Genomic DNA, 18780 nt, shown 5'->3' on the forward strand with positions numbered 1-18780 from the left:
TATTTATGTTGTTGATATTAAATAGCTTTAACGTTAGCTTTCTTTGTCTTAGGCATCACTAAGTTAAGGATGATAGCAGCGATAGCAGCCATGGCAATTGGTGAACCTAATAAGTATTGCAAGATTTGTGGAGCGTTTTTTGTAACATTAGCTGGTAGAAGTACCAAGGCTAGTGTCAAAATAATTGGAATACCGATAATGTAAAGGTCACGATCAGTTGTTTCCAAACCACGGATAACGTTTAAACCGTTAAGCATGATTGTAACTGTAATGATTGCGAAGACACCACCGATAACTGGAGCAGGAATAGCAGCTAGAAAGACTGACAATTTACTGAAGAAACCTAAGATTGAGAACCAAATTCCCGCGAACAAGAAAACTCTTTTACTTGCGACACCAGTGATTGAGATAACACCGGCATTAGTTGAATAACCTGTAACAGGTGTTGTACCAAGTAATGCGGCAACTAAACAGCTCAAACCTTCACCGATAATACCGTGATTCCATTGCTTGTCAGTGATTTCATGATTTGTAACGGCACCCATGGCGAACCATGTACCAGTTGTTTCAGTTGTGATAACGGCGTAAATGATAATGAAAGTAATAATAGCTGAAGGGCTAAAGTTGATACCCCAGTGGAAAATAGTACGTTGTGGAAGACCGAACCAAGCAGCATCTGAAACTGCTTTCCAGTCGAACATACCCATCATGGTTGAAACGATTGTACCAACACCTAGAGCTAAAATAATTGAACTAGTTCTAAAGAAACGACGAACGCTAGGAAATTTCAAACTGATACCGACAGAAACTAGGAGTGTTAAAGCAGTAACAGAAGCTAAGATGATATTGTTGTCAATCTTGCCAGGAGCGTTGAAAATATTACTGTTTAGAGCGGTAGGAATCAATGATAAACCAACACAAGTGATGATCGTACCACCAACTAAGGCAGGAACTAAGCGATTAATAATTTTTTGGAAAACTCCAGTGACACCTAAGATAACTAAAATAAGAGAACCAACTAGTAGGGCACCAATCAGCGTTCCCATACCGTTACCTTTCAAGCCACCTGAAGCCAGGACGACTCCGGCAGCGGCACCAAGTGGAACAAATGATGGACCTTGAGAAACGGGCATCTTCATAAATACAAAGGTTTGTAAAATTGTTCCGATACCAGCAGCTAAGAATGTTGATTGTAATAGTCCCATTTGATCGCCAAGACCCATTGCCATCATTCCGGCTAAGATAATTGGTGGAACGTAGATATCCATTGCTAAGACATGTTGAAGACCTAAGAAACCAGCTTCACCCATGCCAATTTTGTCGTCAGGGCCAACTAATAAACTGCTCTTGTTGTTATTTTCCATTATTTTTCTCCTCGATTGTCATGTACTAAATTACCAGCTACATAGACTTGCTTGATATTTTCTTTATTTGTGTGATACACAAGTCTCTCAAATATTTCATCAGAATTATTTGAAGAGAGTTCGAAGTATTGATCTTGGACGATTTGAAGGTCGGCTTTGAAACCAGCTTTAATTTGTCCTGAATTGATATGTAAGGCGTTAGCACCGCCGATTGTTGCTAAATAGAAGACATTGCTGGCTGAAAGACGTGCCGGTTTTTGACTAGAATCTTGTAACATCTGTGATGACATAATAGCTTGTTGCATATTTCGATAAATACTAGGAGAAAATCCTCCGGAGATATCGGTACCTAAACCGATTTTGACATTTTTTTGATAGGCGTCATGAACACGCATGACGGAGTTTCCAAAGTAAGCGTTGGAAATAGGGCAGTGAGCAATAGCTGTTTGAGTCTTTTCAAAGAGATCCAAGTCACTGTCGCTTAATTGAGTACCGTGGGCCATAACAGATTTATCAGTCAATAATCCAAATTTGTTCAGCACCTCAGCGTCACGTAGATTAAAACGTTCAGTTGCATAATGGTCTTCCCAAATGCTTTCACTACAATGCGATTGAATCGGTAAGTCATACTTTTTAGCCAAGTCGCCCAGACCTTGCAATGTTTCGTCAGTACAACTAGGAACAAATCGCGGAGTAATGACTGACGTTATGTCAGCGTTAGTCTGTTCCTGTAGTGCTTGCATCTTGAGAATAAATGTTTCAGTTTCTTCCAAAGCAACTTGGGATGATTCATCACGATAATAATCAGGAGTTTGGTCAGGATTATCCATCGCAACTTTACCAATAAAGGCACGTTGTCCTAGTTTTGCACACACCTTAGCTAAAACTAAATTAGCATCCGTGTGAACTGAACCAAAGAATAAGCCAGTCGTAGTACCATTGGCTAATAATTCCTTGATCAGGCTTTGGTAAACTTTTTTGGCATACTGTAGATCTTTGAATTTAGCTTCGAGTGGAAAAGTATAAGTGTTGAGCCATTCGTTCAACGGTTTGTCCAAAGCTAAACCGGCCTGAGGCCATTGTGGAGCGTGAATATGTAAATCAGTGAATCCTGGTAAAAGATAACTTCCTTTGGGTATTTGTTTGAGGATATCGTTATCCATTGCAGCTTGTTTGACAATCTGATAATCGCTATCAGAAGCGGATACAACACGGTCAATAATTCCTGACTGGTCTACACATATAAGTGAATCTGGTGTGAAATCCGCCTTGTCAAACGTCGCTGAAGAAAAATAATTTCCCTCAAAAACTATTTGATAGGTGATAATCTAACACTTCCTTAAATTTTATGTATTAAGAATAACATGAATAATTATGTAAAGAAATAGTAAATAGTTCGTATTTTACTTGAATGTCAAAAAGATTGAGGAAAATTTGGATGGAAAGTTCATTATTTTTGGATTTTAATATTTCTGTATGCGCTTTAAGTGCTTTATTGAAAGTATTTAGATTTTGTATGAAGTACGATGATGGATTTATAAAATTACCGGTTAAAAATTTTGATTACCGATAATTTTGATAGATAAAACGTCTAATTGGTACAAACCAAAGCCTTGAATCGGCCATGGTAGCTAAAAGAAATATGTAAAAAAATATTGCCCCAAATTATATCCAAAAATACCGCTCTGTCGCCTTTTGCTAAACAAACTCAAATATTAAAAATAAATGATTTAAAAAATAATTTGTTGAAACCGTTTACAAAATAAAATATCTGTCATATACTAATCCGTGTTGAAAGATGAATATATTTTCAGTGAATTGTTACTATTAAATTAGGCGAGATCACTCAACGTATTTTCTTCAATGATAAGTCCAGAGACTATCATTAGGAAAAACGTTGGTGGTCTCTTTTTTGTTGTCAGAAAGGGGGTAATGAGATGGTAGAGATTGCCCAAGTCTTTAACAATAACAGTGCGTTAGTCAACCTAGGAGATGATCGCCAAGCAATTGTAAAGGGCAAAGGAATCGCTTTTAAGAAGACCAAAGGTGGACAAGTTGATTCAGGCAAGATTGAGAATATCTTTTATTTAAATACAAAATCATCACGAGAAAATTTATACTTTTTGATCAAAGATATTCCAATTGATGTTGTAACTACTACTTATGAAATTATTGATTATGCGAAAAAAGACTTTAACTATAACATTTTAGATTACGTTTACATCACCTTGAGTGACCATATTTTCGGTTCATATCAAAGATTATTGGCTCACACGTACCAAGAGAGTTTAATTCCTGATATGAGCGAGCAATATCCGGACGAATACGAAATTGCCAGTCATGGTTTAGATGTTATCAATGAAAATCTTCATGTTCACTTCCCACGGTCGGAGATTAAAAGTATTGCACTACATTTCATTAATGCTAAAGGTGAAGAGTCTCAAGCTAGTGACTTAAAGGAAAATACTTCCAAGGAAGTTAGCGACATTGTGACAACGATTTTGAATAAGAATCGGATTTATCGCATTGAAGGAAATGGCAATTATTTTGACCGTTTCATGATTCACTTACAGTATTTAGCAGGACGCCTTGATAATGACGACACTGAAGATCGTGACTTTAGCAATAGGCTGGAATCGGAGATGAAAAAAGAGTATCCGCGTTCTTCTAAGATTGCTAAAGAAATTTACACAAGTCTTCAATCAAAGCTTTCGACTAGGCTAAGTAGTAATGAACTATTATATTTCATAATTCACATTCAACGATTAACACAAGAAAAAACTACGAAGTAGAGGTAATTATTATGGCAGTTACAAAAGAACAAATTTCAATGACAGGATTCGAAATCGTGGCTTACGCAGGGGACGCCAAGACCGCTTTAATCAAGGCTTTAGAGAGTGCTCGCGTGGGTAAAATTGATGAAGCTAGAGCATTAGTTGAAGAAGCTAATAAATCAATTGTTGATGCTCACAACTCACAAACAAAGTTATTGGCTGACGAAGCTGGTGGTATGAATATGGATGTCACATTCATTATGGTTCATGGTCAAGATACCTTGATGACAACAATGATGTTAATGGATGAGTGCAAATTCTTTATTGATGAGTATGAACGTATTAATAAGATTGAAGAAAAATTAGATATGAAGAATTAAAGTTTTAGAACCAAATTTGATCTAGGGGGAAAGTAATTATGTCAGGTGTATTTGATAAGCTCAAACCGGCCTTTGAGGCCATTGCTGCGAATAAATATGTTTCTGCTATTCGTGACGGATTCATTGCCTGTATGCCAATTATCATCTTCTCAAGTATTTTCATGATGATTGCCTATGTTCCAAATGCATGGGGATTTTATTGGCCTACTAATGTAACAAATATCTTTATGATTGCATATAACTATTCAATGGGACTATTAGCTTTGTTCGTTGCTGGTACAACCGCTAAGAATTTGACTGATAGTCAAAATTTGGAATTGCCTAAGACAAACCAAATTAATCCTGTTTCTGTAATTATTGCATCAGAAATCGCTTTTATTATTCTATCAATCTTGCCACTAAAGACTGGTAATGACTTAACTTATATGGGTACACAAGGTTTGATCTGTGCTTATATCGTTGGTCTAATTGTTCCAAATATTTACTATATCTGTATTAAAAACAATGTAACTATTAAGTTACCTCCACAGGTACCTCAAAATATTTCACAAACATTTAAAGATCTTATTCCTATGGCTTCATCCGTTACAGTATTCTGGTTATTCGGTATCGGATTTAAAGCTGCAACAGGAACTATTCTTCCTCGTTGGATTATTCAAGTTCTATCGCCATTATTTAGAGCTAGTGATTCTTACATTGGACTTTCAATTATTGCCGGAGCCATGGCCTTCTTCTGGTTCTGTGGTGTTCAAGGTCCATCAATCGTTCAACCAGCCGTTGTTCCTATTATGATTGCTAATACTGCTGCTAACTTGGAACAATATCAAGCCGGTGTTCACGCATCACACGTTTTAGCTATGAATACAATGGATTACGTTATGAACTTTGGTGGTACTGGATCAACATTCGTTGTTGCCTTTATCATGTTGTTCGCTGCTCGTTCAGCCCAATTGAAGGCTGTTGGTAAGGCTGCCTTTATTCCTGGTTCATTCTCAGTTAATGAGCCTGTACTTTTCGGTATGCCAATTATCATGAACCCAATGTTCTTCCTACCATTCTTGGCAACACCTATTGTCAACGTATGTATGTTCAAGTTCTTCGTTAATGTATTAGGTATGAACAGTATCATGTATACAATGCCATGGACAATTCCTGCACCAATTGGTATTTTGATTTCAACCGGATTCGCTCCGTTATCATTTGTCTTTGTTCTCTTAGCTTTGGTAGTCGATGTACTTATCTACTTCCCATTCATTCGTGTTTACGATAAGACACTATTAACAGAAGAAAAAGCTAAGGAAGCTGCTGGCGAAGGCGATGTTGCCCTTGCTGGTGCTACTCCAGAAGTTGCTCTTGATTCAGATAACTCAAACGAAGGTGCCACAGTTGAAGCATCTACAGATAATTCTGCTGAAGCAACAGTCGCTACGAGTTCTAAGGATACAGAAGAGTACTTTAAGAATAATGAAGTTGATGTCTTGGTATTGTGTGCCGGCGGTGGTACTAGTGGTATTTTAGCTAATGCTTTGAACAAACTTTCAAAGAATAAAGGCTTGAAGTTATCCGCTGCTGCTCGTGCTTATGGTCAAGATATGGATCTTATTCAAAATATGAATATGGTTATCTTAGCTCCACAAATGGAAAGTATGAAAGGTAATCTAAAGAAGATTACTGATAAATATGGCGTTAAGTTGGTAACTACAACTGGTCGTCAATACATTGAATTGACAAACGATGGAGATAAAGCCTTAGACTTTGTTGAATCTAATCTTTAGTTCGGAGGATGATTGTAAATGAGTAAAACATTACCAAAAGATTTCTTAATGGGTGGCGCCAGTGCTGCCTATCAAGTTGAAGGTGCTACAAAAGAAGATGGCAAAGGACGCGTTCTTTGGGATGACTTTCTAGAGAAACAAGGTCGTTTCAGTCCAGATCCAGCCGCTGATTTCTATCACCGTTATGACGAAGATTTAACACTTGCTGAGGAGTATGGCGTGCAAGTAATTAGAGTTTCAATCGCTTGGTCACGTATTTTCCCAGATGGTGCTGGCAAAGTTGAACCTCGTGGAGTCGCCTATTATCACAAGTTGTTCGCTGCTTGTGCTAAACACCACATCGTTCCATATGTAACGCTACATCACTTTGATACACCTGAAAGATTACATGAGTTAGGTGACTGGTTGAGTCAAGAGATGTTAGATGACTTCTTGGCTTTTGCTAAATATTGTTTCAAGGAATTTCCTGAAGTTAAGTATTGGATCACTATTAATGAACCAACTTCAATGGCCGTTCAACAATATACTTCTGGAACATTCCCACCAGCTGAAAAAGGTCGTTTCGACAAGACTTTCCAAGCTGAGCACAATCAAATTTTGATTCACTCTAAGATTGTCAATGCATATAAAGATATGGATTTAGGCGGTGAAATTGGTATTGTTCACGCACTGCAAACCGTTTATCCATATAGTGACAGTGCAGGTGACAAACATGCCGCTGCCTTACAAGATGCGCTAGAAAATAGACTATATCTGGACGGAACTTTAGCCGGTGAATATCACAAGGAAACTCTAGATTTGATTAAAGAAATTCTTGATGCTAATGATCAACCAATGTTCAAGTATAACGATGAAGAAATGGCTGAAATCAGCAAAGCCGCTCATCAGCTAAACTTTGTTGGAGTAAATAACTACTTTAGCAAATGGTTACGTGAGTATAACGGCGCTTCGGAGACTATTCATAACGGTACTGGTGCAAAGGGAACTTCAGTTTCTCGCTTGCACGGTATCGGTGAAGAGAAGAAGCCTGACGATGTTGAAACAACTGACTGGGATTGGTCAATTTATCCAAAGGGGATGCATGATATTCTAATGAGAATTCATGACGATTACCCATTGGTACCAGATATTTATGTAACTGAAAATGGTATTGGTTTGAAAGAAAGCCTACCAAAGGATGCTACTAGTGATACTGTAATTGATGATCCTAAGCGAATCGATTATCTCAAGAAATACTTCAGTGCAATTGCGGATGCCATTAATGATGGTGCCAATGTCAAAGGGTACTTCATCTGGTCCTTGCAAGATCAATTTTCTTGGACTAATGGTTACAGCAAGCGTTATGGATTGTTCTTCGTCGACTTCCCAACGCAGAAACGTTACGTTAAGAAGAGTGCCTACTGGTTTAAGAAACTCAGTGAAACACACGAAATTGAAGACTAGTTTCAAATTTCCTCGAATTGAAATTGTCTTGCGCCACAACTACCTAAAAAATAATTGTTTTTAATATGAGACGTTATTTCCGTCTCCCCTAGGTATTGAAAACAGTTAACCGTTGAAAAACGTAAAGAGCTTTGAGATATCTACATCTCAAAGCTCTTTTTCGGTACAATATATATTAGGACGTATGTTGCTAGTTAAGTATCCCGTCTCCAGAGCTGGGAAATATTCACAAGCTGTGCGGAACGGCCCGAGCCAAAGTGCGGTCTCGAACCTCGGTTTGAAGCCTTGACACAGTTCGTCAAGGCTCCAAACACGCCCGGTGGTATAAGTACGGGAGATACCTCCCGTACTTATACCACTACCACGTCACACAAATATTTCCCAGCTCTTCCGACTAATTAATTGAATATAAAAGCATTCAAATATACTCATATTCAAGAATTCTGGACTATTAAGTATGAAATAATTGTAATATTCTATCATCTGGCAACAAGGGTATATTTATGAAGACAAATAAGGAGATAATTATGGATTATAAGATGATTGCTTTAGATTTGGATGACACTTTATTAACCACTCAGAAAACAATTTCTGATCAAAATAAATCAGCGATTAAGCGTGCTTTGACCAAAGGTATCAAGGTTGTTATGTGTTCTGGTAGAACTCATAACGCCGTTATAAAATTTGCTGACCAATTGGGTATCAGTGGTTCCGAACAATATATGATTACTAATGGTGGAGCAATTATTGAGGATATGAACGGCAAGATTATGTACCAAGAGATGTTGAGTAATGAGTTTTATCGTGAATTTGTCCAATTTGTTCATGATAATAATTTACATTATAACGTCGTTGATAATCATGGTAATACATATACTAGCAGTGAGGATTGGATTGATAAATACACAATTATGCAAGCACATGAAAATGCTAATGGCTTGTATTTAAAAGAGCCAGATGAATTGCCAGATGATTTCAAGATTGTTAAAGCAATTATTAATGGTAGCGAATCAGAACTCGATTCTGTTTCAGCAATGGTCCATGAAAAATTTGATAAAGATTATTTTGTTGTTCGAACGGGAATTGGTTTCTTAGAAGTATTCCCACAACACGTTAATAAGGGCAAAGCAATTAAAGTTTTGGCTGAAGAACTGGGCTTTGATCTTTCAGAAGTTATGGCAATGGGTGACCGTGACAACGACATTCCAATGTTGAAGATTGTGGGCAAAGGGGTTGCTATGGAAAATGGTCTACCAGATGTTAAGGCATCCGCCGATTATGTTACAGCAGACAATAATCACAGTGGCGTAGGATTAGCAATTGAAAAATTTGTCTTGTAGTTGAAAAAAAGCATCCGCTTTCATTTATAATTAATTGTATGAGGGGGAATTATGCAATTAATTATCAAACAAATATTTAATAATAATACAGCAATTGTCGATTTAGATGATGATCAACAAGCCATCGTTAAAGGCAAGGGGATTGCTTTTCATAAATCGAAAGGGGAGACCTTGGACAGTGAGAAGATTGAAAAAATCTTTTATCTCGATACAGTTGATTCCCAGAAGAATCTCTATTTTTTGTTAAAGGACATTCCCATCGATGTTGTAACTACCACCTATGAAATCGTGGATTATGCCCGCAAGAAGTTCAACTATCACGCATTAGATTATATTTATATTACTTTAAGTGACCACATTTATGGAGCTTATAAACGTTATATGGATAATCAATATAAGCCTAGTCATATTCCTGATATGAGTGACAAGTATATTGAAGAGTATTTAATTGCCAGTGAAGGCTTGAAAATTATCAATCGAAATCTCAATATTGATTTGCCAATGTCCGAGATTAGAAATCTAGCGTTACATTTTATCAATGCTCAGACTAGTTCTGACAGTAGTAATAATCTTGATATGACTAAAAAAGTTGATTTCACTAAGCTGATTAAAAAGGTTATGTTGCAAAATAATATTTTTCGTACTAAGAGTAATAGTAATTACTATGATCGGTTCATGGTTCATTTGCAGTATTTGGAACAACGCTTGAATAATATTTCGGCGGACACTAATTTTGATCAAAAAATCGAATTGGAAATGGAACGTGATTATCCTGGTTCAACCTCGATTGCTAAGCAGATTTCTGCTGAAATAAAGTCGGCACGTGGGGTCGAATTGAATAATAAAGAACTGTTATATTTCAACATTCATATTCAAAGAATTACGCAAGAAGATGGATTGAACGGTGCATAACAAATGAAGGTATATTTTTTAGGGTGGTTAATCTTAAGAAATATGTCTTTTTTATATTCAAAATATTAATTTATTAGAGAAAATGAAATTTATTAAAAAAATATTGCCATAACACTAGACTTAAATTAGAAAATATTTAATAATGTTAGTAAATTATTCATCGGATTAAATTGAAAATGGAAATGGGGAATTAATATATGAGCAAAGTAATTGGCATCACCGCAGATATATATACTGGCGCCACGTCAGTGATCAATCAAAAACTAATGGACTTTGTACCCCGTCCGGCAGTTGATGGAGTGGTGGCCGCCGGTGGAATCCCCGTTAGTTTGCCATATATTCCTAAAGAACAGATCAATGGATTAGTCGAGCGCTTGGACGGAATAATCTTTACTGGTGGTCCAGATATTGACCCCACATTCATGGGTGAAGAGCCAATTCCACAATTGGGTGCGACTAATCGAAACCGTGATATCTTTGAAATTGCTCTGATTAGAACCGCTGTTGCCAAAAAAGTTCCCATTCTCGGAATCTGTCGTGGCGCTCAAATAATCAACGTTGCGTTAGGTGGAACCGTTTATCAAGATTTGAACAGTCAATTCCCCGGAAAAGTTTTAAAGCATCATCAAGAAGCTCCAGGCGACCAACCAACGCATTTTATATCAGTGAATCATGATTCTTATTTATTTAAAACTGTGAGCGATAACGTCTTTGTTAATTCACGACATCATCAAGCGATTAAAGATGTTGCTGCAGGATTGAAGATTGTTGCTGAAGCCCCAGACGGTGTAATTGAAGGAATTGAAAATTCTAATGCTTCAATTCAAGGTGTTCAATGGCATCCAGAGAATATGTGGCAACATGATTCCCGACAATTAGAATTGTTTCAGGACTTTATTGCACGGGCATAAAATCAATATATAGTTTAAAACTTGGCCAATTTAGTAATAATGAATTGGCTTTTTTGCTGTGATTGGATTTTTAATAACAAAGTTAGCCCTTCATCAAAAAACTTTTACATTAAAAAATAACTAATTTCATTATAAGAAATTGACAATCAATATGAGAGTGCTAATCTAAATATTAAAATAAAAAGAAGAGGTAAAGCATTTATGAGTAAATTAACTGGATTCGCTGCAAACATTCTAACTGGAGCAAACAAGGCAGTCGAACAATTGTCTATGGTTGGTCGTGGATTAGAACGTGGTGAATTTTCAGTTAATGACCTCCTACAGCCCGAATTTCTTGAACAGGTTCAGCAGATCCAGCAGCCCGAACAGGCTCTATTAAGCTATCCTAATCAAAAAATTCTGACATTATATAGAAGGTAAAAATCATGAAACAAGCGATAACTCTAACTAATGCACCAACTGTCAAAAGTGCCGTCAAGTCAAAGAAAATGGGCTTTTGGACGGTTCTATTATTTGGAATCAACAGTATTCTTGGATCTGGAATTTTCTTGTTACCTAATGAAGGGATGCGACTCTTTGGTCCGGCTAGTATTTTCGTATTAGCTTTCGATGCCGTGCTGGTGCTAACGATTGGATTATGTTTCGCTGAAGATTCCAGTCTTTTTGATGAAACAGGTGGGGCATATGTTTATGCGAAAGCCGCTTTTGGAAACTTTGTCGGCTATGAAGTTGGTTTCGTCACCTGGACGATTCGAATCATTGCTGAAGGTACGCTCTATGTTGGCTTTGCTACAGCGGTTGCCGGTGTTTTTCCAGAATTAAATAATCCACTTGATAAAGATATTATCGTTACAATTATGGCTTTGACGTTAATGACCGTGAACTTGTTTGGTATCAAAGTTGCAGCAATTTTGAATAACGCCGTTACGGTATCAAAATTATTACCACTAGTATTTTTTATTGCGATAGGAATTTGGTTCATCAAAGGTGGTAATTTTACACCAATGATCCCAGCTTCAGTTGCTAGCAAGGGTTCTTTTGCAAAGGCCGCGATGACAATGTTCTTTGTCTTTACAGGGATTGAAAGTTCAGTTGTTGCCGCCGGAGAAATGAAGAATCCGAAGAAAGATTTACCACGAGTTTTAATTATTGTGATTTTGGCTGTTGCAGCTTTTTACATACTCGTGCAAACAGTTTGTATCGGAGTATTGGGAAAGTCACTGGCTGTTAGTACAACACCGATTCAAGATGCGTTTGGCACAATGGTTGGCAGTTTCGGAAAGTATTTGGTGGCAGCTGGTACACTGATGTCAATTGGAGGAGTTGGATTCTCGACATCCTTTATTACACCCAGATTCGGTGTAGCAATGGCAGAATACGGTATGATGCCACAGTTTTTAACACACAAGAATCGTTTTGGAGTTCCACACAATGCTATTATTATTTCCGCATTATTAGGCTTGTTGGTAGCCGTGTCAGGAAGTTTTAATACGCTGGTACAAATCAGTGCTGTTTCCAGATTTGCTCAATATATTCCTAGTTGTTTGGCTGTGTTGGTTTTTAGAAAAACAATGAAGAATCGCAAGTCAGGTTTCAAAATCCCATTTGGATGGTTCATTCCCGTTTTAGCCATTACGGTATCGTTATGGCTATTGGCACAAACGAGCATTTCAAATCTAATTTGGGGCTTCGGAGCCTTACTAGTAGCAGTACCATTCTACTTTTTATCTCGCAAGAATTTTATAGATTAATATTGAACATCTCATTAGAAAAATGTAGATAAAAAAAACTCGTAACAAAGGTTTGCAAAAGTGCATTCCTTGTTACGAGTTTTTTTGTGATTGTTTAAATCATTTCAAGCCGACCTTCATTTTTAGGTGCGGGATAATATTTATCCAATAGTTCCAGCTCGTCCTTAGTAAAACTAATATCAATTGCTTCCAGATTGCTCTGCATATGTTCAACAGAACTAGTCTTTGGAATACTGAGCAGATCATGATTTCTCAAGACCCAAGCTAACAATAATTGATGAACGCTAACACCTTTTTGTTGAGCCATTTCTGTTAGAACTGGTTTAATCTTCAAGAATTCACCGCCGTCGGAACCAAATGGAGAATATCCAATAAATGAAACGTGATTTTTCTTTTGCCATGGTAAAACGGAATATTCAATTCCACGACTGCCAATATTATAGAGATCCTCGTTGATGCGACAATTTTCGCCATCGGGAACACTGAATAGTTCCTCAAGGTCACTGCGGTCAAAGTTTGAAACACCCCAATTTCTAATTAGTCCAGCCTTGACCATTCTTTCAAGACCGATAACTGTTTCGGAAAGGGGAGTTTTGCCTCGCCAGTGTAGTAGATATAAGTCCAAATAATCAGTTTGAAGTCGTTTGAGACTAGCTTTTAGACTTTCTTCAATTAATTTTGGCGTTGCGTGATAGGGATAGAATTTTGAAATTAATTGAATGTCATTTCGATGATAATCTTTTAAAACATTTCCTATTAAAGTTTCAGATTTTCCTTCACCATACATTTCGGCAGTGTCGATAACATTGATGCCATGGTCAAGACCGTAACGCATGGCCGCCATTTCAGATTCTGTCATCATGTTATTTCCTTCACCAATGTGCCAAGTTCCGATGCCAATAGCAGATGTATTTTGGTGGTTAAATGTAATTGATTTCAAACGAATACCTCGCTTTCAAAAGAACCGATTTTAGTTTAGTAAATAATAATTCTGTAATCGTTATCAATACTATTATATAGCTGATTTATAAATATTTGAAATAATGCCTTATTTAGTTGATTTCTATTGTAAAAAAATATTTACAAAAAGTTTATCCCCATGTAATATTAAAAAGAAGTGAAAAATTTAACAATACGGATCTTCAAATAAAAAAAGGGGTTAAGTATATATGAGTATGTACTTAGTAGTTAACGTAATAGGTGTTATCGTTTTTCTAGCTATTGGTTTCCTTTTCTCAAAGGATAAGTCGAATATCCATTGGAAATCCATCGCTATCATGGTAGTTTTGAATTTATTCCTAGCTTGGTTTTTGACGAGTTTTGATATCTGCCGTGCAATTGTTTCAGGTGCTGCCGATGGTTTCAACTGGTTAGTTCAAGTGGCTTATGTCGGAATCGAATTTGCCTTGCCAAGTTGGGTGCACGTTAAGAGTATGGACTTTGTTACCAGTGCACTCTTACCAATTTTATTGATCGTGCCATTATTTGATATTTTGACTTATATTGGAATTTTGCCATTTATCATCAAATGGATTGGTAAAGGTTTGTCATTTATCACTGGTCAACCAAAGTTTGAATCATTCTTTGCGGTTGAAATGATGTTCTTAGGTAATACTGAAGCATTGGCTGTTTCAAGTTTACAGTTGAAGCAAATCAAGTCACAACGTAACGTTACATTAGCAATGATGTCCATGAGTTGTGTCACAGCGTCAATTATTGGTTCATATATTCAAATGATGCCAGGGCGATTTATCCTGACTGCTATTCCGATTAATATTATCAATGCAATTATCGTAACGAGTTTGTTAAATCCCGTTACCGTTACACCAGAAGAAGATACGATTGCCAAATTGAGCGGTCAAGGTGAAGGTGGCAAAAAAGAGCCTTTCTTCTCATTCTTAGGCGATTCAATTTTAGGCGCCGGTCGTTTAATTTTGATCATTGCTGCTAATGTTATTGCTTTCGTTGCGTTAGCTGCCTTAATTGATAAAATTCTTCAACTAGTTAATCCATGGTTAACTTTGGAGCATATTTTAGGTATCATCATGTATCCATTTGCTTGGTTGCTCGGCTTGAGTAGTCATGATTCGTTCCAAATGGCTCAGTACATGGGTACTAAGTTAGTTACCAATGAATTTGTTGTCATGGGTAAAGTTACTGGTATTATTAAGGAATTTGATCCGCACTTTAAGGCTGTTTTAACAGTCTTCATTACATCCTTTGCTAACTTCTCAACGTTAGGTATGATTATTGGTTGTTTCAAAGGTATTGTTAATAAGGAAAAGAACGATATTATTTCGAAAAATGTTGGTTACATGTTGTTGTCAGGTATTCTAGTTTCATTATTGTCAGCAGCATTTGTTGGACTATTCGTTTGGTAAAAAAAAGTGTGACAAAACTTGTTTAGTTTTCGAGCATTAAATCAAATAGAGACTGTGATCCGGTTTTGGATAACAGTCTCTATTTTTTTCTAATTTAGCCAATTAAAGACTTTTTCGATATTGTCGCCCCAAGTTTTCCAAGAATGATCACCTGATACAGGCATCCATGTGTAATGACCTTTGGCGTGAATTGATAAGAAGTTTTTGAACATAATATTATCTTCATGCATAAAATCGGCATCACCACACAGCGTCAAAATTTGTTGTTTAGGTTGACGACTATTATAAATATTAATTAGCTGATTGTGGGCAATTTTATCTGGACTATCAAAAATACTATTGAAAGTTTCTTTGGCCATCGGACCTTTAGGATTGTCACGGAAATGTTCAATATCAGTAATAGGCGACAGAGCAGCAACTTTACTGAATTTATCATCATTTAAGAAGGCAATTTTGAGAGCACCATAACCGCCCATACTCGAACCGACGATAAAATTGTGGTCACGTTCTTTAGAGATGGGTAAGAGGCTCTGCATTTTAGGGATGAATTCATCGACAAAGTAGGAGTAGTAAGGGATGAAATTAGAATCAGAGTAAAAAGCGTTGCGACCTTCAGGCATAATGATGACCCAATTGTGGTCTCGAGCTAATTTCTCAACATTAACGTGTCTGATCCAAGCGGAATCGTCACCAGTGTAGCCATGTAAAAGCCAGACAGCCGTGTAGTTGCTTTCGTTAGTATCAGGTACTACAACAGTTGTTTTGAAGTAAGTATGTAAATAATTAGTACGATAACTAAGATTCATTAAAGTCATGGAAAAACCTCGCAATATTAGTATATTTGTTAGCCGATAACTTGGAGCTGTTTCCAGAGCTGAGAGTATTCATCTGCTGCGCGGCACGGTCCGAGCCACAGTGCGGTCTCGGACCTCGGTTGAAGCCTTTCCAAAAAACGGAAAGTCTCCAACACGTCCGGTGGTGTAATGGCTAAAGCCATTACACCACTTTCGCTGCGGATGAATACTCTCAGCTCTTCCAACTAACATATTTTCGGTTGCATTAGATAACGTGAATACGGATTCAATTTTAAATCTGTAATTGATAATCATCAAAAATAGACCATCAATCAGAAAAGCCCTATTACTCCTGTTCATGCTCATATAAATACTTTTTAAAATACAAATAATTAACATAAAGTTGCAATGTATCAGGTAGATCATGCAAGCTCAAGCCAAAATATTCAGAAATATTATTTAAACGATAATTGGTAGTATTTCGATGGACTTTCAATGCGTTAGAAGTCTCCGTTACGTTACCGTTATGCTTAAAGTAACAATCCAATGTTTCTAACAGTTCTAAGCCGGCCTTTGTCTTTAGAAAACTCTTGAAGATACTTAAAGCACGTCTTGAATGTAAATTACTTTCTAGTACATGATTAAGAAAACTGATTTGGTTGAAATAATATGTATCAGTTAGACCTAATTCTTTACTTACTTTGATAGTATCTTGAGCTTGTTTTATGGAAGCTTTTAAGTCAGTGGAACGTTCACTGATACCAATCTTGAGATGATTCTCTTGGCAAAACTTCAAATAGCGTAATAAATCAGACTCGTTCTTAGTAATAATCAACTGTTGCTCTGGAGTCTTGCTAAAAGTGAAGTCGGTCGGATTGAGTTGTAATTGAGAGAGATTTTTCGTTTCAACAATAATGGCATAACGTGGAATCGTTAGATCGATTTTTAATGTTTGTGCCCGTAATTTTAATTCCTCATTATTTATCAAATTGTCAGCGTTGGACCACTGATATAGGAAGTGATTTAAACTTTCTTGTCGTTGGCCCTCCACTTTAGTGTTGTGAATTTGTGAAATCAGCAGCTCAGTTGAAATCTTCAATAGTGAGGCAAGGGGAGTCACTTTCTTTGGGTCACCAGTGATACCGATAACCCCAATTGTTTCGCCGTTAAATTCAACCGGAATATTAACACCAGGCTGACCAAATTTACCGAATGACTCAACCATTGGTTTAGTTTTACCACTCTGAATCGTATCAATCGCCCCAATATGCAGGGTATTGATACGGTTTTTGTCGCCACTTGCGATAATATAGCCTTTCTCATTCATCATATTTATATTGTAGGGAATGCTTCCCATCATTTTGTCGACAATTGATTGTGCCAGCTGCGGGTCTAATTTCATTTTGTGGTCTTCCTTGTTCATTATTATTCAAAGTTTCATGAAAACGTTTATCGAAAAACTTGTGCATATAAATATTTTACAATATTTTTATATTTTAAAACACTGATTTATCAAGGAATATTTTTATTATTTAACTATTATTACAACAACATTTGTGCAGTTGTACATTGATTTTGATTGTTTATCACTGTATTATACACTCGTTAATTAATTGTTAAAAATTTAACAATGCTACAAGATATATTGAGGAAGGGTGTATTTGTAAGTATGGTTATTGCTTGGTGGGCAGCTTTATTGGGGTTGCTATTAGCGATTGGCTTGATTCTATTTCGAGTTAATCCTGTTTATGCTTTGATTTTTGGTGCTATTGTCGGTTGTTTAGTTGGAGGACTTTCATTAGCTCAGACAACGGACACAATTGTTAAGGGTAGTTCTGGGGTTATGGGAACTATTATCCGTGTTATTGCCGCTGGTGTTTTGGCCGGGGTAATGATGGAGTCTGGAGCGGCTAACGTAATTGCTTCCAACATTGTTAACCGTTTCAGTGATCGACTAGCTATTTTAGCGTTAGCTCTTTCGACAATGGTTTTGACAGGTGTAGGTATTTTTATTCCCGTCGCTGTTTTAATCGTTGCTCCGATTGCTTTGGAAGTCGGTCAAAAGATGCATTATAGTAAACTTTCACTATTGGTCGCATTATCTGGTGGTGGTAAGGCTGGAAATATTATTTCACCAAACCCAAATACGATTGCGGCTGCTAAAGGTTTTAACGTTGATTTGTCACAAGTAATGATTGCTGATTTTGTTCCCGCAGTTGTTGGTTTAATCGTGACAGTAGTTTTAGCAAGTTTGATTAAGAACCGTGGTGAATTTGTTCCGGAGACTGAAAAGTTTGAAACAAAGGATCAAAAAGATTTACCAAGTTTAAAAGCGGCCATTGTGACACCTTTAGTTGCCGTTGTGCTACTACTTATTACACCAGTTGGCGATATCTTAGGGGTTAAAGCCTTGGCATCATTCAACTTGGATGCAATGTATATCTTGCCAATTGCCGGATTGATCGGAACAATTGCCATGGGTCAGAGTAAAAAATTCTTGCAGTATATGCAAAAAGGTTTAGCTCGTATGACAGATGTAGTTTTAATCTTAATTGGTGCGGGTGCGATTGCTGGATTAGTTTCAGTATCTAACTTGCCTCAAAAAGTTGTTGAAATCGTTCAGACTTCAGGTATTTCGGGAACATTCTTAGCCCCAATTGCCGGAATCTTGATGGCAGCAGCTACAGCTTCAACTTCAACTGGTGTCATCCTGGCTTCTAATTCATTCAGTAAGTCAATCATGTCATTCGGAATTTCTGGTACGGGTGCAGCAGCGATGGTTCATACCGGAGCGACTGTAATCGATCAATTGCCACATGGTAACTATTTCCACGTGACTGCCAAAGCTGTTAATATGCATTTCAAAGAGAGAATGAGCGTCGTTTTCTGGGAAATGCTAGTTGGACTTTCAATGACAATTGTTGCAACATTGATGTATGGAAATCTGTTCTAGAG

At 37.0% G+C, this 18780-nt stretch carries 16 protein-coding genes; 11 read left to right on the forward strand and 5 right to left on the reverse strand.

All coding sequences use genetic code 11. The annotated features are described in order from the left end of the window. Positions 1 to 17: 17 nt before the first annotated feature. Positions 18 to 1364: a uracil-xanthine permease family protein gene (locus JP39_RS05075; protein WP_041499394.1), complete on the reverse strand. Its 1347-nt coding sequence runs from the start codon at positions 1362 to 1364 to the stop codon at positions 18 to 20. Next, entirely contained in the window at positions 1364 to 2677 is a 1314-nt protein-coding gene (gene guaD, locus JP39_RS05080) for a guanine deaminase (protein ID WP_041499393.1), read from the reverse strand. Before guaD ends, JP39_RS05075 begins: the two co-directional genes overlap by 1 nt. Positions 2678 to 3301: 624 nt before the next feature. On the opposite strand from guaD, the gene JP39_RS05085 reads away from it, so the two are divergent. The 9 genes from JP39_RS05085 (at position 3302) to JP39_RS05125 (ending at position 12650) form a co-directional block, all read left to right on the forward strand. Then, positions 3302 to 4156, forward strand: coding sequence for a PRD domain-containing protein (locus tag JP39_RS05085; RefSeq protein WP_041499392.1), 855 nt, complete (start codon positions 3302 to 3304; stop codon positions 4154 to 4156). An 11-nt stretch (positions 4157 to 4167) separates the two neighbouring features. Next, entirely contained in the window at positions 4168 to 4518 is a 351-nt protein-coding gene (locus tag JP39_RS05090; protein WP_041499391.1) for a PTS lactose/cellobiose transporter subunit IIA, read from the forward strand. Positions 4519 to 4556: 38 nt separating this feature from the next. Then, a complete protein-coding gene (locus JP39_RS05095) occupies positions 4557 to 6293 on the forward strand; it encodes a lactose-specific PTS transporter subunit EIIC (RefSeq protein ID WP_041499390.1) in 1737 nt (578 codons plus the stop codon). A gap of 18 nt (positions 6294 to 6311) precedes the next feature. Continuing rightward, positions 6312 to 7736, forward strand: coding sequence for a 6-phospho-beta-galactosidase (gene lacG / locus JP39_RS05100; RefSeq protein WP_041499389.1), 1425 nt, complete (start codon positions 6312 to 6314; stop codon positions 7734 to 7736). Positions 7737 to 8263: 527 nt separating this feature from the next. Continuing rightward, positions 8264 to 9076: a Cof-type HAD-IIB family hydrolase gene (locus JP39_RS05105; protein ID WP_041499388.1), complete on the forward strand. Its 813-nt coding sequence runs from the start codon at positions 8264 to 8266 to the stop codon at positions 9074 to 9076. Positions 9077 to 9127: 51 nt separating this feature from the next. Next, a complete protein-coding gene (locus JP39_RS05110) occupies positions 9128 to 9988 on the forward strand; it encodes a PRD domain-containing protein (RefSeq protein ID WP_041499387.1) in 861 nt (286 codons plus the stop codon). A 197-nt stretch (positions 9989 to 10185) separates the two neighbouring features. Further along, the gene (locus JP39_RS05115; RefSeq protein ID WP_041499386.1) at positions 10186 to 10899 is read left to right on the forward strand and encodes a gamma-glutamyl-gamma-aminobutyrate hydrolase family protein; all 714 of its coding nucleotides are present in this window, start codon (positions 10186 to 10188) and stop codon (positions 10897 to 10899) included. A 201-nt stretch (positions 10900 to 11100) separates the two neighbouring features. Then, the gene (locus JP39_RS05120; RefSeq protein WP_041499385.1) at positions 11101 to 11319 is read left to right on the forward strand and encodes a hypothetical protein; all 219 of its coding nucleotides are present in this window, start codon (positions 11101 to 11103) and stop codon (positions 11317 to 11319) included. Between the two features lie 5 nt (positions 11320 to 11324). Beyond that, a complete protein-coding gene (locus JP39_RS05125; protein WP_048698658.1) occupies positions 11325 to 12650 on the forward strand; it encodes an APC family permease in 1326 nt (441 codons plus the stop codon). 94 nt (positions 12651 to 12744) lie between these two features. Here the strand turns inward: JP39_RS05125 and JP39_RS05130 are convergent, their stop codons facing one another. Further along, the gene (locus JP39_RS05130; protein ID WP_048698656.1) at positions 12745 to 13590 is read right to left on the reverse strand and encodes an aldo/keto reductase; all 846 of its coding nucleotides are present in this window, start codon (positions 13588 to 13590) and stop codon (positions 12745 to 12747) included. Between the two features lie 235 nt (positions 13591 to 13825). Between JP39_RS05130 and JP39_RS05135 the strand changes: the two genes are divergently transcribed. Further along, a complete protein-coding gene (locus tag JP39_RS05135) occupies positions 13826 to 15031 on the forward strand; it encodes a NupC/NupG family nucleoside CNT transporter (RefSeq protein ID WP_041499504.1) in 1206 nt (401 codons plus the stop codon). 89 nt (positions 15032 to 15120) lie between these two features. On the opposite strand, the gene JP39_RS05140 is transcribed toward JP39_RS05135, so the two are convergent. After that, on the reverse strand, positions 15121 to 15846 hold the full coding sequence (locus tag JP39_RS05140; RefSeq protein WP_041499384.1) for an alpha/beta hydrolase: 726 nt from the start codon (positions 15844 to 15846) through the stop codon (positions 15121 to 15123). Positions 15847 to 16171: 325 nt separating this feature from the next. Further along, on the reverse strand, positions 16172 to 17227 hold the full coding sequence (locus JP39_RS05145; RefSeq protein ID WP_041499383.1) for a CdaR family transcriptional regulator: 1056 nt from the start codon (positions 17225 to 17227) through the stop codon (positions 16172 to 16174). 267 nt (positions 17228 to 17494) lie between these two features. On the opposite strand from JP39_RS05145, the gene JP39_RS05150 reads away from it, so the two are divergent. Next, the gene (locus tag JP39_RS05150; protein WP_041499382.1) at positions 17495 to 18778 is read left to right on the forward strand and encodes a GntP family permease; all 1284 of its coding nucleotides are present in this window, start codon (positions 17495 to 17497) and stop codon (positions 18776 to 18778) included. Positions 18779 to 18780: the final 2 nt, after the last annotated feature.

Source organism: Companilactobacillus heilongjiangensis (assembly GCF_000831645.3).
Lineage (GTDB): Bacteria > Bacillota > Bacilli > Lactobacillales > Lactobacillaceae > Companilactobacillus > Companilactobacillus heilongjiangensis.

Coding starts and splice junctions, on each gene's coding strand:
- JP39_RS05075 (WP_041499394.1), bottom strand. CDS start 1,364: ATGGAAAATAACAACAAGAGCAGTTTATTAGTTGGCCCTGACGACAAA.
- JP39_RS05085 (WP_041499392.1), top strand. CDS start 3,302: ATGGTAGAGATTGCCCAAGTCTTTAACAATAACAGTGCGTTAGTCAAC.
- JP39_RS05090 (WP_041499391.1), top strand. CDS start 4,168: ATGGCAGTTACAAAAGAACAAATTTCAATGACAGGATTCGAAATCGTG.
- JP39_RS05095 (WP_041499390.1), top strand. CDS start 4,557: ATGTCAGGTGTATTTGATAAGCTCAAACCGGCCTTTGAGGCCATTGCT.
- lacG (WP_041499389.1), top strand. CDS start 6,312: ATGAGTAAAACATTACCAAAAGATTTCTTAATGGGTGGCGCCAGTGCT.
- JP39_RS05105 (WP_041499388.1), top strand. CDS start 8,264: ATGGATTATAAGATGATTGCTTTAGATTTGGATGACACTTTATTAACC.
- JP39_RS05110 (WP_041499387.1), top strand. CDS start 9,128: ATGCAATTAATTATCAAACAAATATTTAATAATAATACAGCAATTGTC.
- JP39_RS05115 (WP_041499386.1), top strand. CDS start 10,186: ATGAGCAAAGTAATTGGCATCACCGCAGATATATATACTGGCGCCACG.
- JP39_RS05120 (WP_041499385.1), top strand. CDS start 11,101: ATGAGTAAATTAACTGGATTCGCTGCAAACATTCTAACTGGAGCAAAC.
- JP39_RS05125 (WP_048698658.1), top strand. CDS start 11,325: ATGAAACAAGCGATAACTCTAACTAATGCACCAACTGTCAAAAGTGCC.
- JP39_RS05135 (WP_041499504.1), top strand. CDS start 13,826: ATGTACTTAGTAGTTAACGTAATAGGTGTTATCGTTTTTCTAGCTATT.
- JP39_RS05140 (WP_041499384.1), bottom strand. CDS start 15,846: ATGACTTTAATGAATCTTAGTTATCGTACTAATTATTTACATACTTAC.
- JP39_RS05145 (WP_041499383.1), bottom strand. CDS start 17,227: ATGAAATTAGACCCGCAGCTGGCACAATCAATTGTCGACAAAATGATG.
- JP39_RS05150 (WP_041499382.1), top strand. CDS start 17,495: ATGGTTATTGCTTGGTGGGCAGCTTTATTGGGGTTGCTATTAGCGATT.